Here is a 16,504-nt window from a genome sequence, read left to right as displayed (position 1 = left end):
ATGACCATGACCACTCCAATTCCATCGGTAGCAGTCGATCAAAGCCTGCTGTACCCGTCTCCGTACAAAGAATTCTGGCAAGCGTTCGCCAAGAACAAAGGTGCCGTCGCCGGCCTGATGTTCATGCTGCTGGTGATTTTCTGCGCCATCTTCGCCCCGTGGGTCGCCCCTCACGACCCGAGCGAGCAGTACCGCGACTTCCTGCTGACCCCACCGGCCTGGCTGGAAGGTGGACAATTGCAGTTCCTGCTCGGCACCGATGAACTGGGCCGCGACCTGCTGTCGCGCCTGATCAATGGTTCGCGCCTGTCGTTGCTGATCGGTTTGTCGTCGGTGGTGATGTCGCTGATCCCGGGGATTCTCCTCGGCCTGTTCGCCGGGTTCTACCCGCGGGTGCTCGGCCCGACCATCATGCGTCTGATGGACATCATGCTGGCCCTGCCGTCGCTGCTGCTGGCCGTGGCGATTGTCGCCATCCTCGGCCCTGGCCTGATCAACACCATCATTGCCATCGCCGTGGTTTCGTTGCCGTCCTATGTTCGTCTGACCCGCGCCGCGGTGATGGGCGAACTGAACCGCGACTACGTGACCGCCGCGCGCCTGGCCGGTGCCGGCCTGCCACGCCTGATGTTCGTCACCGTGCTGCCCAACTGCATGGCGCCGCTGATCGTTCAGGCCACCCTGAGCTTCTCCTCGGCGATCCTCGATGCCGCCGCACTGGGCTTCCTCGGCCTTGGCGTACAACCGCCAACCCCTGAGTGGGGCACCATGCTGGCCTCGGCCCGCGACTACATCGAACGCGCCTGGTGGGTGGTGAGCCTGCCTGGCTTGACCATTTTGCTCAGCGTGCTGGCAATCAACTTGATGGGTGACGGCCTGCGCGACGCGCTGGACCCGAAACTCAAGAACGCCGCCTGAGGAGATTCCCATGTCATTGTTAGAAATCAAGAATCTCAACGTGCGCTTCGGCGACAAGAACGCCACGCCAGTAGTCGACGGCCTCGACCTGAAAGTCGACAAGGGCGAAGTACTGGCCATCGTTGGCGAGTCGGGTTCGGGCAAGTCCGTGACCATGATGGCGCTGATGGGGCTGATCGAGCATCCCGGCATCGTCACCGCCGACTCGCTCAGCTTCGACGGCAAGGACATGCTCAAGTTGAGCAATCGTCAGCGTCGGCAGATCGTCGGCAAAGACCTGTCGATGGTCTTCCAGGACCCGATGACCGCACTCAACCCGAGCTACACCGTCGGTTTCCAGATCGAAGAAGTGCTGCGCCTGCACCTGAAATTGTCCGGCAAACAAGCGCGCAAGCGCGCCATCGAACTGCTGGAGAAAGTCGAGATCCCGGGCGCCGCCAGCCGCATGGACGCCTACCCGCATCAACTCTCCGGTGGCATGAGCCAGCGTGTCGCGATTGCCATGGCGATTGCCGGCGAACCGAAACTGCTGATCGCCGACGAACCGACCACGGCACTCGACGTAACCATCCAGGCACAGATCATGGACCTGCTGCTGGCGTTGCAGAAAGAACAGAACATGGGCCTGGTGCTGATCACCCACGACCTCGCCGTCGTCGCCGAAACCGCCCAGCGCGTGTGCGTGATGTACGCCGGCCAAGCGGTCGAAGTCGGTCAGGTGCCACAGTTGTTCGACATTCCGGCGCACCCGTACAGCGAAGCGCTGCTCAAGGCGATTCCGGAACACAGCCAGGGTGCCGCGCGCCTGTCGACCCTGCCGGGTATCGTGCCCGGTCGCTACGACCGTCCGCAGGGTTGCCTGCTATCGCCGCGCTGCCCGTATGTGAAAGACAACTGCCGTCAACAACGTCCGACCCTTGACCCGAAAAGCAACAGCCTCGCTCGCTGCTTCTACCCGCTGAACCAGGAGGTGGCGTAATGGCCGTCGTTCTTACCGCCCGCGACCTGACCCGTCACTACGAAGTGTCCCGTGGCATGTTCAAGGGGCACGCCACCGTACGCGCGCTCAACGGTGTGTCGTTCGAACTGGAAGCCGGCAAGACCCTCGCCGTCGTGGGTGAATCGGGCTGCGGCAAATCCACCCTGGCCCGGGCCCTGACGCTGATCGAAGAACCGTCCTCCGGCTCCTTGAAAATCGCCGGCCAGGAAGTCGCCGGTGCCGACAAGGCCCAGCGCAAGCAACTGCGCAAAGACGTGCAGATGGTGTTCCAGAGCCCCTACGCGTCGTTGAACCCACGGCAAAAAGTCGGCGACCAGTTGGCTGAGCCGCTGCTGATCAACACCAACCTGAGCGCCGCGCAACGTCGCGAGAAAGTCCAGGCGATGATGAAGCAGGTGGGCTTGCGGCCCGAGCACTACCAGCGTTATCCGCACATGTTCTCTGGCGGTCAACGCCAGCGGATTGCCCTGGCCCGAGCGATGATGCTGCAGCCTAAAGTACTGGTGGCGGATGAGCCGACCTCGGCGCTGGACGTATCGATCCAGGCACAGGTGCTGAACCTGTTCATGGACCTGCAGCAGGAGTTCAACACCGCCTACGTGTTCATCTCCCACAACCTGGCGGTGGTGCAACACGTTGCCGATGACGTGATGGTGATGTACCTCGGTCGCCCGGTGGAAATGGGCCCGAAGAACGCCATCTACGAACGCCCTCTGCACCCTTACACCCAGGCGCTGTTGTCGGCCACGCCGACCATTCACCCGGACCCGAACAAACCGAAAATCAAGATCGTCGGCGAGTTGCCCAACCCGCTGAACCCGCCACCCGGCTGCGCCTTCCACAAGCGCTGCCCATACGCCACCGAGCGTTGCAGCACTGAAGAACCGGCCCTGCGCCTGCTCGACAGCCGCCAGGTGGCATGCCACCACGCCGAGCAATTCCTCGACGGCGCGGCGTAAGAATGTGGGAGCGGGCTTGCTCGCGAAAGCGTCATTCCAGTCAACATCAATGTCGACTGACAGATCGCCTTCGCGAGCAAGCCCGCTCCCACAGGTTAAGCGTTGTTAACCCAACCCCTTCTACTTCGATTGCGCATCGGTCTGGTAGAGGGGGTTTTGTTTTATCGGCGGCTCACGTCTGGCTATCGCCCTCATCCTCATCATCGGAGTCCGGCTCATCGGTGGTCGAATCATCGCCGTTGTCAGCCCCACCCTGCCCCTGATCTCCCGGTTCCGATTCGGATTTGGCGAGCATCAACCCCGCGTATCCCGCTTGCCCGCTCGAAGCCTGCTCCCCGTGATCGATACACTCGGCCCACGCCGTCGACGTCCCGAGCGAAAGCATCACCAACACCTTCAACAACAGTAAAACGCGAAACAACCTGTTCATAGCCGATTCCTTCCTTTCGTAGAGTGCCTGTCTGGCGCTGAGTCAAATCTAGTTGCGATCAGCCGGGTTCTCCAGATTGGACGCTAATGAGCGAGTAGAAATGCCTTCGGCAGAAAGACTGGTTTCGAATAAATCCAATAGCCGGATCAGCTAAGCGAAACAGTTCGGCGGGGTTGTCCTTCAATTTGGTCTGGAGCGCGAGAGCGGGTGGCCTGATAAATCAGCGGTATGGACAATAGCGCCAACGCCGCACTGACCAGCCACACACTGTGCCCGCCAAAGTGACCGTACAACTGACCGCCAAGCACCGGCGACAACAGCGCACTCGCACTCCAGCTCATAAAAAACACGCCAAAGTACTGTCCGCTTTTTCCACTTTGCGCGTGCTGCATGACCAGCATATTCAGTGGCGGCACGAACAGTGCCTCGCCCAATGTCCAGACCACTGTCGACAGGCAGGCGTAGAACAGCCCGGAACCCAACGGCAACATACCGAGCCCACAGGCCAGCAACAGACTGCCCGCCACCAGTTGGCGGCGCGTACCCCAGCGTTCGCCCCAATGTGTCAACGGAATCTGTAACGACACCACCAATACGGCGTTCAATGCGAACTGCCAGCCGATGGCTTCGGTGCCCAGGCGATAGTAATCACGCAGATAGTTACCCAGCGTGCTGTAGACCGTGTCGAATGCCATCCCGAGCAAGGCCGTCGCCGCCAATAACCAGAGGAATGGTTTGTCGCGATAGGGCACGCTTGAGCCTGAGCCGCTGTCAGGTTTCTCGTCCGGGATCAGCACCGGTCGGCGCCATGTCGTGCGGACAAACCAGAGCAAGGCCAGCAGGGTCATGGCCGCGCTGGCGAAGAACACCCAGCGAAAATCGGTCTGCGCCAAAACGCCGCCCGCCACCCCGGCAGCGGCCATTCCGAGGTTCCGGGCTACCCGGCTCAAGGCTTGTGCCCGGGAACGCTGCGCAACCTCGCAATACTCCATGATCAACCGTTGATGCAGCGTACGGATCGCCCCGTCGACGGCCCCGCTGAGCACCAGCAATCCGGCCAGCAGCGGCACCTGCGTAACCAGCCCCAACAGGATCAGCCCCCATACTGAAATGAAGAACAGCGCTGCGGTCAGTCGCGCCGTGCGCACATGGTCGCTGAGCAACCCGCCAAGCATCGAACCGATCAGCAATCCGGCGCCATACGCCGACAACAGCCAGCCAACGGTTTCAATGGCCAGCCCCAGCTCCTGACGCAGGTACAACGCCATGAACAACTTGACCATGCTGCTCAGTCGATTGATGAACAGCAGCGCCGCGAGCACCCAGGCCATAACGCTGAAATAGCCGTCCAGCCTCAGTAGATGCGTCATTCCCTTGATCATCAAAATGGCCGCTGTTTGCGAAAGGTGCCTTGAACACTAAACGCCAACGACTTCCTTGTCGCGGGCAAATCTCCCCATAGGGCAAAAGCGGAGACGAGCTACAAATACGCAGGAAAAGACCTACGCAATCGTCTCCAGCGCAAAATCAATCCACAAAAAAAGCCCACTGTTTTCACAGTGGGCTTTCGGGTGTCGCCACTCAGCGCTTAGTGATGCTCTCGCGTCGCACGGAATTTCACGTCCGGCCAGCGCTCTTCCATCAGTGCCAGGTTAACCCGTGTAGGCGCGAGGTAGGTCAGGTGACCGCCGCCGTCCAGTGCCAGGTTTTCCACGGCCTTGTTGGAGAATTCCTCAAGCTTCTTCTTGTCGCTGCATTCGATCCAGCGTGCCGAGTAAACAGTGATCGGCTCGTAGGAGCATTCGACCTTGTATTCCTCTTTCAAACGGCTGGCAACCACATCGAACTGCAGCACACCGACGGCGCCGAGGATGATGTCGTTGCTGCGCTCCGGGAAGAACACCTGGGTCGCGCCTTCTTCGGCCAGCTGCTGCAGGCCCTGGCGCAGTTGCTTGGACTTCAGCGGATCTTTCAGGCGTACGCGGCGGAACAGTTCCGGGGCGAAGTGCGGGATACCGGTGAAACCCAGGACTTCGCCTTCGCTGAAGGTGTCGCCGATCTGGATGGTGCCGTGGTTGTGCAGACCGATGATGTCGCCGGCAAACGCCTCTTCCAGTTGCTCACGCTCGGAGGAGAAGAAGGTCAGCGCGTCGCCGATCCGCACGTCCTTGCCGGTGCGCACGTGGCGCATTTTCATGCCTTTTTCGTACTTGCCGGAGCAGATACGCATGAAGGCGATGCGGTCGCGGTGTTTCGGGTCCATGTTCGCCTGGATCTTGAAGATGAAGCCCGAGAACTTCTCTTCCACCGGCTCCACGGTACGCTCGTTGGCCACGCGTGCCAGCGGGCGCGGCGCCCAATCAACCACGGCGTCGAGCACGTGGTCGACACCGAAGTTGCCCAGTGCGGTACCGAAAAACACCGGGGTCAGTTGGCCGTCGAGGAACTCCTGCTGGTTGAACTCGTGGCAGGCGCCCTGCACCAGCTCAAGCTGTTCGATGAAACGCTCGTACTCGTCACCCAGGTGGGCGCGGGCTTCATCGGAATCGAGCTTCTCGATGATCTTGGTTTCGGTGCGCTCGTGGCCGTGACCGGCGGTGTACACGATGATGTAGTCGTCGGCGAGGTGATACACGCCCTTGAAATCACGGTAGCAACCAATCGGCCAGGTGATCGGCGCCGCCTTGATCTTGAGGACGGCTTCGATTTCGTCGAGCAGTTCGATCGGGTCGCGAATGTCACGGTCGAGTTTGTTGATGAAGCTGACGATCGGCGTGTCACGCAGACGGCAGACGTCCATCAGGGCGATGGTCCGAGGCTCTACACCTTTACCGCCGTCGAGAACCATCAACGCCGAGTCCACCGCCGTCAGGGTGCGGTAGGTATCTTCGGAGAAGTCTTCGTGGCCCGGGGTGTCGAGCAGGTTGATCATGTGCTCGCGATATGGGAACTGCATGACCGACGTGGTAATGGAAATACCACGCTGCTTTTCCATTTCCATCCAGTCGGAGGTGGCATGGCGGTCGGACTTACGAGATTTCACCGTACCGGCTACCGCAATCGCCTTGCCCATCAGCAAGAGCTTCTCGGTGATGGTGGTCTTACCGGCATCGGGGTGGGAAATAATGGCGAAAGTGCGGCGTTTCGCGACTTCGGCGGCCTGTTTGGTCATGGGAAATCGCCTGGCAGGTGATTCAAAAAAGGGCGCAGATTATAGCCCAAGTTGATCGAAGAACCGAACCGTTGAGCACATTAGGGGTGGCCAAATGCTGCTTCAGATGGGAACCTTTTAAAGCACGGAGACGTCCACTCCCCCGTTACGACCACTCGTCGGGGGCCTGAAACACCTGCAATTCGGCCTGACGAGGCTGTGCTCATGGCTCAACAAGCCGTGTGCGTACCCCCTGTAGGAGCGAGCCTGCTCGCGAAAAACGTCCAGACAATGCGTACATTCAGGTACCCAGCGTTATCGTTGACGACCATCGCGAGCAAGCTCGCTCCTACAGGGAAACGCGCTCGGCATGAGCTGCTTATCGCGATCACTTTTTCGGCAGCCAGGAATGGCCTTGCCACACGAAAAAGCGTTCGCCGACTGAAAAAAGGAGTCCGCCTGTGGCTATCCACTATGGCAAAGGGCTGATAGGAGGCGCGCTGGTATTCGCCCTTCTGGCCCTGCTGATCAACTGGATCGGCATCAACACGATCGAACACTACCGCGACGATTTGTTGTTTTACCTGCAAGCTCATCTGATTCTCGTCCTCGCTTCCATGCTGGCCGCCCTTGTCGTGGGCATTCCTGCCGGCATCCTCCTCAGCCGCCCGAACATGATCGGCCGTGCCGAGCGCTTCATGCAGTTCTTCAATATCGGCAACACCGTCCCGCCCCTCGCCGTCCTGGCCATCGCCCTCGGCATCCTCGGCATCGGCAGCGGCCCCGCCATCTTCGCCCTGTTCCTCGCCTCGCTACTGCCCATCGTGCGCAACACCTACGAAGGCCTGAAAAACGTTCAAGGCTCGCTCAAGGAAGCCGCCGTCGGCATCGGCATGACCCCGCGCCAGGTGCTGTGGAAAGTCGAATTGCCCAACGCAGTGCCGATCATCATCGGTGGCGTGCGCGTGGCGTTGGCGATCAATGTCGGGACCGCTCCGCTGGCGTTCCTTATTGGCGCCAACAGCCTTGGCAGCCTGATATTCCCCGGCATTGCCCTGAACAATCAGCCGCAATTGCTGCTCGGTGCCGCGTGCACCGCGTTGCTGGCCTTGTTGCTCGACGGCCTGGTGACACTCGCCAGCCGCCTCTGGCTCGAACGCGGCTTACGCCCGTCTTAAGCCCCGGCAAAGGAATCGTCATGAAAACATCAAGCTTTTTACTAGGCTGCATCCTGCTGTGCGCAGGATTTGCCCAGGCCGCGGAAAAACCGTTGATCCGCATCGGCGCCCGGGTGTTCACCGAACAGACCCTGCTGGCGGAGATCACTTCGCAGTACCTGCGCACCAAGGGTTACGACGTACAAGTGACCGGCGGCCTGGGCAGCAATCTGGCCCGCAGCGCCCACGAAAGTGGTCAGTTGGACATGCTCTGGGAATACACCGGCGTTTCGCTGGTGGCCTACAACCATGTCACTGAAAAACTCGACAGCGAACAGTCCTACGCACGAGTAAAAGAACTCGACGCGAAAAAAGGCCTGATCTGGCTCACCCCGTCGAAATTCAGCAACACCTACGCCCTCGCCCTGCCGAAGAACGTCGCCGACCAATACCCGCAGATCAACACCATCAGTGAACTGAACAGGGTGCTGCGCAAGGAGGCCAAGACCAACAACCTGGTGGCGCTGGACACCGAGTTCGCCAACCGCTCGGACGGCCTTGATGGCATGGTCAAGCTCTACGACATGAACCTGACCCGCAAGAACATCCGGCAGATGGATGCGGGTCTGGTCTACACGGCACTGCGCAACGGCCAGGTGTTTGCCGGCCTGGTCTACACAACTGACGGCCGCCTCAACGCTTTCAAGTTGAAACTGCTGGAAGACGACAAGCATTACTTCCCCGACTACACCGCAGCGCCCGTGGTGCGTCAGGCCTACCTCGATGCGCATCCGCAACTGGCCGCACAGCTCAAGCCGCTGGCTGAACTGTTCGACGACAACACCATGCGCGAGCTCAACGCACGGGTCGATGTCGATCACCAGAGCCCTTCAGCCGTTGCCGCCGATTTCCTGCGCCAACACCCGATCAATTAAGGAGGAAAAGTCATGGAATTTTTGAACGCCTTTTCCCATCTCGACTGGCCATTGGTCTTACACCTTACGTGGCAACACATCACCTTGGTCGGCATTGCCGTGACCCTGGCAATCCTGGTCGGCGTGCCGCTGGGCATCCTGATGACCCGCTTCCCGAGTCTCGCCGGTCCGTTGCAGGCCAGCGCCACGGTGTTGCTGACCGTACCGTCGATTGCCCTGTTCGGCCTGCTGCTGCCGTTCTATTCAATATTCGGCCAGGGCCTGGGGCCGATGCCGGCGATCACGGCGGTGTTTCTCTATTCGCTGCTGCCGATCATGCGTAACACCTACCTGGCCCTGACCAGCGTCGAACCAGGCATCCGTGAAGCCGCACGCGGCATCGGCATGACCTTCGGCCAGCGCCTGCGCATGGTCGAATTGCCCATCGCCGTGCCGGTGATCCTCGCTGGCGTACGCACTGCCGTGGTCATGAACATCGGCGTCATGACCATCGCCGCCACCATTGGCGCTGGCGGCCTCGGCGTACTCATCCTCGCTTCCATCAGCCGTAGCGACATGTCGATGCTGATCGTCGGTGCCGTGCTGGTCAGTGTGCTGGCAATCATCGCCGACCTGATCCTGCAAGTGCTGCAACGTTCGCTGACTCCAAAAGGACTCCTGAAATGATCGAACTTCAAAACCTCAGCAAGACCTTCCAAAGCAACGGTAAAGATGTGAAAGCCGTGGACTCGGTAAGCCTGACCGTCAATGAAGGCGAAATCTGTGTGTTCCTCGGGCCATCGGGTTGCGGCAAAAGCACCACGCTGAAAATGATCAACCGCCTGATCAAACCCACCTCGGGCAAGATCCTGATCAACGGCGAAGACACCACCGGCCTCGATGAAGTGACGCTGCGCCGCAACATCGGCTACGTGATCCAGCAGATCGGCCTGTTCCCGAACATGACCATCGAAGAGAACATCGTGGTCGTGCCGAAACTCCTCGGCTGGGACAAGCAGAAATGCCACGACCGCGCCCGCGAGTTGATGAGCATGATCAAGCTTGAACCCAAGCAATACCTGCATCGTTATCCACGAGAACTGTCCGGTGGCCAACAGCAGCGGATCGGCGTAATTCGCGCACTGGCGGCGGATGCACCGCTGCTGCTGATGGACGAACCGTTCGGCGCGGTCGACCCGATCAACCGCGAGATGATCCAGAACGAATTCTTCGAAATGCAGCGGGCGCTGAACAAGACCGTGATCATGGTCAGCCATGACATCGACGAGGCGATCAAGCTCGGCGACAAGATCGCGATCTTCCGCGCCGGCAAGCTGTTGCAGATCGATCACCCGGACACGTTGCTCGCGCATCCGGCGGATGAGTTTGTCAGCAACTTCGTCGGCCAGGACAGCACGCTGAAACGCCTGTTGCTGGTGAAAGCCGAAGACGCGGCGGACAACGCGCCCTCCGTCAGCCCGCAAACCCCGGTGGCCGAAGCGCTGGAGTTGATGGATGAGCATGACCGACGCTACGTGGTGGTCACCTGTACCGAGAACAAAGCCCTGGGTTATGTAAGACGTCGCGACCTGCACCGTCAGACCGGCACCTGCGCGCAGTACCAACGCGAGTTCAACGCCACGGCGGCGTACGACGAGCACCTGCGCATCCTGCTATCGCGCATGTACGAGTTCAATCGTGCGTGGTTGCCGGTGATGGATGCCGAGCGGGTGTTTTTGGGTGAGGTGACCCAGGAGTCGATTGCTGCTTATTTAAGCTCAGGTCGTTCGCGCGGGATGAAGACCAATATCGTGTCGCCGGCCGAGGCGGTGGTGGCTTAAAAAAAAGCACACTTAAACACTGAATCTGTGGCGAGGGAGCTTGCTCCCGCTGGGTCGCGAAGCGGCCCCTCTTTCAAAAAAGAAGAGGACTGCTACGCAGTCCAGCGGGAGCAAGCTCCCTCGCCACATTATTTTTTGAACCGCTGATTTTTCAGCGGGTTTTAGGGCCTCGGATTTAGCGGAAAAAAATATCAACACCCACAGCCAAGCACGGCCTTCGAAAACCTGTGGTGCAACAGTCAAAATCCCCCTCAACCGACCTTCTCGCAGCCAACGTCGCCGAAGTTGACGCTATCGCACTTTCTAGCGAGTTAGCGCGCAAAAGCGTCGAACGTGCAGGTATTTTTAACACTTCGCAATTCTTCGGGAACATCCGGCTGTCATCTGAGTCGGTTACAAAGAGTGATGCCCGCGACGCGCGTCAGAAGAGTGCAAAAACGCGACATTTTTTGTTGATCTCAAGCCCCTCACGCCCTAAAGTTCGCGCCGAACGTCCATGCTGGAAACGATCCATCCGGCTCAAGTACTGACGACGAGACAGCAAGGCCAAGGGAAAGCGGCACTTCCCATGGCCTTTTTGCTTTCGGCGACATGCCTTGGGAAGTAGGCGAACCAAAGTGGGGATACGGAGGACGTTCATTTGCACCCATTGATTACTAATGTTTGCCACTAGGAGTCCCAAGTATGTCGATCCAGGTCGAAGACTATTTCGCGCGCGAAACCTTTCAGAAAATGAAGGCGTTCGCCGACAAGCAGGAAACCCCGTTCGTGGTGATCGACACCGCGATGATCAGCCAGGCCTATGACGACCTGCGCGCCGGTTTCGAATTCGCCAAGGTCTACTACGCGGTCAAGGCCAACCCGGCCGTCGAAATCATCGACCTGCTCAAGGAGAAAGGCTCGAGCTTCGACATCGCCTCTATCTATGAGCTGGATAAAGTGCTGGATCGCGGCGTCAGCGCCGACCACATCAGCTACGGCAACACCATCAAGAAGTCCAAGGACATCCGCTACTTCTACGAGAAGGGCGTGCGCCTGTTTGCCACCGACTCCGAAGCCGACCTGCGCAACATCGCCAAGGCTGCACCGGGCTCGAAAGTCTACGTGCGCATCCTGACCGAAGGCTCGACCACCGCCGACTGGCCTTTGTCGCGCAAGTTCGGTTGCCAGACCGACATGGCCATGGACCTGTTGATCCTCGCTCGCGACCTGGGCCTGGTGCCTTACGGCATCTCGTTCCACGTCGGCTCGCAGCAGCGCGACATCAGCGTCTGGGACGCGGCGATCGCCAAGGTCAAAGTGATCTTCGAGCGCCTGAAAGAAGAAGATGGCATTCACCTGAAGCTGATCAACATGGGTGGCGGCTTCCCGGCCAACTACATCACCCGCACCAACAGCCTGGAAACCTACGCCGAGGAAATCATCCGTTTCCTGAAGGAAGACTTCGGTGACGATCTGCCGGAAATCATCCTGGAACCAGGCCGTTCGTTGATCGCCAACGCCGGTATCCTGGTCAGTGAAGTGGTACTGGTCGCGCGCAAATCCCGCACTGCGGTCGAGCGTTGGGTGTACACGGATGTGGGCAAGTTCTCCGGCCTGATCGAAACCATGGACGAAGCCATCAAGTTCCCGATCTGGACCGAAAAGAAAGGCGAGATGGAAGAAGTGGTCATCGCCGGCCCAACCTGTGACAGCGCCGACATCATGTACGAAAACTACAAATACGGCCTGCCGCTGAACCTGGCCATCGGTGATCGCCTGTACTGGCTGTCGACCGGCGCATACACCACCAGCTACAGCGCCGTCGAGTTCAATGGCTTCCCGCCGCTGAAGTCGTTCTACGTGTAACACCCCCCTGTAGGAGCGAGCTTGCTCGCGATGAACCTGAGGATAACGCGCACATCCTGTATGAACGCGTTATCGTTAACGACCATCGCGAGCAACCTCGCTCCTACACGGTTTCCAACTGGTCGGCGCGCTGGAGGTACACGCTCGCCAGAGCCTGAATCCGCGGATCCGTTGCACTGGCCAGCGTCTGGCTCGCCACTCGCAGAAATTTCGGGTTGCCGTCGGACAGCGCCTTGCGCAGCCAGCCCAACGCCTCGTCGATATGGCCGGTGTGGGCCAATACCGCGGCGTAACTGAACTGCCCCCGAAAGTCCCCTCCCTCGGCCGAACGCCGGTACCAGTCGCGAGCCGCGCGCAAATCCATGGGACACACTCGTCCTTCTTCCAGGTATCGACCCAGCAGGTTCATCGATTTGGCATGGCCCAAGTGTGCCGCGCGTTGATAGAAACCGAACGCCGACGCCTGATCCTTGTTTACCCCGCGCCCGGTCGCCAGCAGATTGGCGTAGTTGTACATCGCCCAATCCAGCCCGGCCTGCGCCGCCACTCGATAATGCCGCGCCGCTATCGAAGTATCAGCAACACAGCCCCAACCATGTTCATGACAACGACCAAGCATGTTGCGCGCCATCAAGTGCCCTTGGCGGGCAGCGATGCCGAACCAGCTCAACGCCAGTGGCTGATCCTGGGCGATACCCTGGCCGTCGAGCAGGATCTGCCCGAGCAAGGCCTGGGCCTCGACTTCACCTTCACGCGCGGCGATCAGGATCGCCTGGGCCGCTCGCGCCGGGCTTTCGTCGAGCATGGCGCGCAGGCGCTCGCCGTCGAGCATTTCCTCGCGGCGCAAACGAAAGTCCGCCACTTACACCTCGACCCAGCGACGCAGCAGGTTGTGATAGGTGCCGGTCAGTCGGATCAGAGATGGATGATCGGGCACATCGCGGGTCAGTTGCTGGATGGCCCCATCCATCTCGAACAACAGGGCGCGCTGGCTGTCTTCGCGCACCAGGCTTTGGGTCCAGAAAAACGAGGCGAGGCGCGTTCCGCGTGTCACCGCGTTGACCTTGTGCAGGCTGGTGCCGGGGTACAGCAGCATGTCGCCGGCAGGCAATTTCACCCGCTGGGTGCCGAAGGTATCCTGAATTTCCAGCTCGCCGCCGTCGTAATCCTCGGGCTCGCTGAAGAACAGCGTGGCGGACAAATCCGTGCGTACCCGTTCGACGCTGCCCTTGGGCTGACGCACTGCGTTGTCGATGTGGAAGTCGAAACTGCCCCCGGCGGTGTAACAGTTCACCAGCGGAGGAAAGACCTTGTGCGGTAGCGCAGCCGACATGAACAGCGGATTTTTCCATAGCCGCTCCAGCATCGCCGCGCCGATCTCCTTGGCCAGCGGATGCCCTTCAGGCAATTGCAGATTGTGCTTGGCCTTGGCCGATTGGTAGCCGGCGGTGATCTTGCCATCGGCCCAATCGGCTTGCTCCAGAGCCTCGCGAATGCGCTGCACCTCATCTTTTCCGAACAGGCCGGGAATGTGCAGCAGCATGACAAGACACCTGGAAACAAAGGGACGCCAATGGTATTGATTCTTATTGCCCGTGTAAAACCCAACAGACGAATGAGTCAGCAAAAACCGTAAGGGTAAATTGTAAAGAATGTAAATTCAGTGCGAATAGTAATGTTTCGCAATTGTTACGAATACGTATTTACCCTATATTCCGCCGCCTCAAATCCTTGGGGAGGGGAATTCAAATGTCGCGTCAACAACCACAAGTACCGGTCAGTTCACCACGTTTGCTCGCATCCGCCATCGGCATGGCGATTACTGCCGGCTCCGCGGGCCACATGGCTTTCGCGGCGGAAAAAACCGACGAAAAAGCACCGGACAATGTGATTTCGCTGGGCGCCACCGCCATCACCGGCGAAGCTCAGGACGAGACGACCTACAACGTCGAGAAAGCCTCCTCGCCCAAGTACACCGCGCCGCTGATCGACACGCCGCGCTCGGTGACCGTGGTTCCGCAACAAGTCTTGAAAGACACCGGTTCGCTCAACCTGCAGGACGCGCTGCGCACTGTTCCTGGCATCACCTTCGGTGCCGGTGAAGGCGGTAACCCGCAAGGCGACCGTCCGTTCATCCGCGGCTTCGACGCCCAGGGCGACACCTACCTGGACGGCGTGCGCGATACCGGTTCCCAGAGCCGCGAGATCTTCGCCGTTGAATCGATCGAAGTCAGCAAAGGCCCGAACTCCGCGATCGGCGGCCGTGGCGCTGCCGGCGGCAGCATCAACCTGGTCAGCAAGAAAGCCCACCTGGGCGATTCGCTCGACGGTGGTTTCACCTGGGGCTCCGACCAGACCCAGCGTTATACCTTCGACGGCAACTACCAGTTCACCGACACCGCCGCTGGCCGTCTGAACCTGCTGAGCCACGAAAGCAACGTCGCCGGGCGTGACAGCGTCAACTACGACCGTTGGGGTGTGGCACCGTCCCTGGCTTTCGGCCTGGGCACCGACACTCGCGTCAACCTTGACTATTACCACCTCGAAAGCAACGACACGCCGGATTCGGGCATTCCCTACTCCATCCCGACCGGAGGCTCGACTGCGCGTACCAAGGCCAACCCGGACAAGCCGAATGACGGCGGCGACAGCAGCAATTTCTATGGTCTGACCGACCGCGACTTCCGTAAGACCCGCGTCGATACGGCGACCTTCGCCATCGAGCACGACCTGAGCGACGCACTGACCATCAAGAACACCCTGCGCCACGGCACCAGCATGCAGGATTACATCCTGACCCAGCCGGACGACAGCAAAGGCAACGTCAACAATGGCAGCGTGTGGCGCCGCGCGAATACCCGCGTGAGCAACACCGAGACCACCACCAACCAGACCGACCTGTTCGGTGATGTCTACATCGCCGGGTTCAAGAACAGCTTCTCCACCGGTGTCGAATACACCCACGAGGAAAGCGAAAAGTCCACGTACAACGTCAACACGGACACCACCCCGGGAACAGCCGCAGCGACCACCAACTGCTCGCCGGCACTGATCGGCGCACCTAGCGGCTACAACTGCACCTCGCTGTCCAACCCGAACCCGAATGATCCGTGGAACGGCGCCATCTCGCGCAACTATGCCGGCACCGACACCAAGGCCAACACCTACGCACTGTATGTGTTCGACACCCTGACGTTGTCCGAGCAGTGGCTGGTGAACATGGGCCTGCGCTACGACCATTTCGACACCGACTACAAGACTTTCAACGGTTCCAGCGTGACCACCTCCAAGGGCGATGACACCAGCGAATTCGTCACCGGTCAGTTCGGCGTGGTGTACAAACCAGCGGAAAACGGCAGCATCTATGCGTCCTACGCGACGTCCGCCACGCCACCGGGCAACGTCCTCGGTGAAGGCAGTGACGGCAACCCGCTGGGCGGCACACCGGATCGTAACGGCAACCTGCTGAAAAGCGACATGGAGCCGGAAACCACCAAGAACTACGAAATCGGCACCAAGTGGGACCTGCTGAACGATCGTCTGTCCCTGACCGCCGACATCTTCCGCACCGAGAAAGACAACGCTCGTGTGCAGACCAACACCACCACCTACGAAAACGTCGGCAAAACCCGCGTTCAAGGTGTCGAGCTGTCGGCCAGCGGCAAGCTCACCGACAAATGGCAAGTGTTCGCCGGTTACGCCTACATGGACAGCGAGCAAGTCGATGGTGGTGACCTGCCGGCAAACAAGGCCAACAACGGCAACGAACTGCCTAACACGCCGAAAAACAGTGCCAGCCTGTGGACGACCTACCAGGTCACGCCGAAGCTGACCATCGGTGGCGGTGCGTTCTATGTCGATGACGTGTTCGGCAGTGTTGCCAACACCACCATGGTTGATTCCTACGTTCGTTACGACGCGATGGCAGCCTACAAGCTGAGCAAAAACGTCGACCTGCAACTGAACGTGCAGAACCTGACCGACGAAACCTACTACGACAAGGCGTTCTCGACTCACTTCGCCAACCAGGCGGCTGGTCGTACCGCATTGCTGAGCACCAACTTCCACTTCTGATAGATGCGGAACCTGTGGGAGCGGGCTTGCTCGCGAAGGCGGTCCGTCGGCTGACATTTAAGTCGACTGACACACTGCCTTCGCGAGCAAGCCCGCTCCCACATAAAGTTCGCTCGACAGTCCAGGCCCCGCTCAACAGAACGGGGCCTTTGTGCGTAAAAAAGAATGCTTCTCGACAACCCCACGGCATAATGCGCGTCGTGATGAATAAA

General features: G+C 59.7%; 14 protein-coding genes. 9 read left to right on the top strand and 5 right to left on the bottom strand.

Annotation, left to right across the window (positions count from 1 at the left end; genetic code table 11):
- The first annotated feature begins 6 nt into the window (after positions 1 to 6).
- Genes QMK54_RS04025 through QMK54_RS04015 form a run of 3 tightly spaced genes read left to right on the top strand, consistent with a single transcriptional unit; the run spans position 7 to position 2,877 of the window.
- Complete coding sequence (locus QMK54_RS04025) at positions 7 to 918, top strand: ABC transporter permease subunit (protein WP_110659991.1); 912 nt, start codon at positions 7 to 9, stop codon at positions 916 to 918.
- A gap of 10 nt (positions 919 to 928) precedes the next feature.
- Positions 929 to 1,897 carry an oligopeptide/dipeptide ABC transporter ATP-binding protein gene (locus tag QMK54_RS04020; RefSeq protein WP_320402110.1) on the top strand — a complete coding sequence of 323 codons (969 nt, stop codon included), beginning with the start codon at positions 929 to 931 and terminating at the stop codon, positions 1,895 to 1,897.
- Entirely contained in the window at positions 1,897 to 2,877 is a 981-nt protein-coding gene (locus tag QMK54_RS04015) for a peptide ABC transporter ATP-binding protein (protein WP_110659993.1), read from the top strand. The genes QMK54_RS04020 and QMK54_RS04015 overlap by 1 nt, the downstream gene beginning before the upstream one ends.
- A 172-nt stretch (positions 2,878 to 3,049) precedes the next feature.
- Here QMK54_RS04015 and QMK54_RS04010 read toward each other — a convergent pair whose 3' ends face one another.
- From QMK54_RS04010 to QMK54_RS04000, 3 genes are all read right to left on the bottom strand, one after another.
- Complete coding sequence (locus tag QMK54_RS04010; protein WP_110659994.1) at positions 3,050 to 3,307, bottom strand: hypothetical protein; 258 nt, start codon at positions 3,305 to 3,307, stop codon at positions 3,050 to 3,052.
- A 146-nt stretch (positions 3,308 to 3,453) separates the two neighbouring features.
- A complete protein-coding gene (locus QMK54_RS04005) occupies positions 3,454 to 4,689 on the bottom strand; it encodes an MFS transporter (RefSeq protein WP_110659995.1) in 1,236 nt (411 codons plus the stop codon).
- Between the two features lie 206 nt (positions 4,690 to 4,895).
- Positions 4,896 to 6,479, bottom strand: coding sequence for a peptide chain release factor 3 (locus tag QMK54_RS04000; protein ID WP_060541686.1), 1,584 nt, complete (start codon positions 6,477 to 6,479; stop codon positions 4,896 to 4,898).
- A 440-nt stretch (positions 6,480 to 6,919) separates the two neighbouring features.
- On the opposite strand from QMK54_RS04000, the gene QMK54_RS03990 reads away from it, so the two are divergent.
- The 5 genes from QMK54_RS03990 to QMK54_RS03970 all read left to right on the top strand — a co-directional run bounded on the left by QMK54_RS03990 (position 6,920) and on the right by QMK54_RS03970 (position 12,218).
- The gene (locus tag QMK54_RS03990) at positions 6,920 to 7,636 is read left to right on the top strand and encodes an ABC transporter permease (RefSeq protein WP_110659996.1); all 717 of its coding nucleotides are present in this window, start codon (positions 6,920 to 6,922) and stop codon (positions 7,634 to 7,636) included.
- Positions 7,637 to 7,656: 20 nt separating this feature from the next.
- The gene (locus QMK54_RS03985; RefSeq protein ID WP_223594798.1) at positions 7,657 to 8,550 is read left to right on the top strand and encodes a glycine betaine ABC transporter substrate-binding protein; all 894 of its coding nucleotides are present in this window, start codon (positions 7,657 to 7,659) and stop codon (positions 8,548 to 8,550) included.
- Positions 8,551 to 8,562: 12 nt separating this feature from the next.
- Positions 8,563 to 9,216, top strand: a complete 654-nt coding sequence (locus QMK54_RS03980) for an ABC transporter permease (RefSeq protein ID WP_320402109.1) — start codon at positions 8,563 to 8,565, stop codon at positions 9,214 to 9,216.
- Positions 9,213 to 10,370 (top strand): betaine/proline/choline family ABC transporter ATP-binding protein, encoded by a 1,158-nt coding sequence (locus tag QMK54_RS03975; protein ID WP_110659999.1) that lies wholly within the window; start codon positions 9,213 to 9,215, stop codon positions 10,368 to 10,370. The genes QMK54_RS03980 and QMK54_RS03975 overlap by 4 nt, the downstream gene beginning before the upstream one ends.
- 684 nt (positions 10,371 to 11,054) lie before the next feature.
- The gene (locus QMK54_RS03970; RefSeq protein WP_110657157.1) at positions 11,055 to 12,218 is read left to right on the top strand and encodes a type III PLP-dependent enzyme; all 1,164 of its coding nucleotides are present in this window, start codon (positions 11,055 to 11,057) and stop codon (positions 12,216 to 12,218) included.
- Positions 12,219 to 12,321: 103 nt separating this feature from the next.
- Here QMK54_RS03970 and QMK54_RS03965 read toward each other — a convergent pair whose 3' ends face one another.
- The gene (locus QMK54_RS03965) at positions 12,322 to 13,080 is read right to left on the bottom strand and encodes a tetratricopeptide repeat protein (RefSeq protein ID WP_320402108.1); all 759 of its coding nucleotides are present in this window, start codon (positions 13,078 to 13,080) and stop codon (positions 12,322 to 12,324) included.
- A complete protein-coding gene (locus QMK54_RS03960) occupies positions 13,081 to 13,761 on the bottom strand; it encodes a Fe2+-dependent dioxygenase (RefSeq protein ID WP_223594792.1) in 681 nt (226 codons plus the stop codon).
- Between the two features lie 206 nt (positions 13,762 to 13,967).
- Here QMK54_RS03960 and QMK54_RS03955 point away from each other — a divergent pair, with 206 nt between their 5' ends.
- Entirely contained in the window at positions 13,968 to 16,292 is a 2,325-nt protein-coding gene (locus QMK54_RS03955; protein ID WP_320402107.1) for a TonB-dependent siderophore receptor, read from the top strand.
- Positions 16,293 to 16,504 lie beyond the last annotated feature (212 nt).

It is taken from the genome of Pseudomonas sp. P5_109 (assembly GCF_034009455.1).
Lineage (GTDB): Bacteria > Pseudomonadota > Gammaproteobacteria > Pseudomonadales > Pseudomonadaceae > Aquipseudomonas.
The sequence above is the reverse complement of the archived record's forward strand: the minus strand, read 5'-3'. Positions and strand labels throughout refer to the sequence as shown.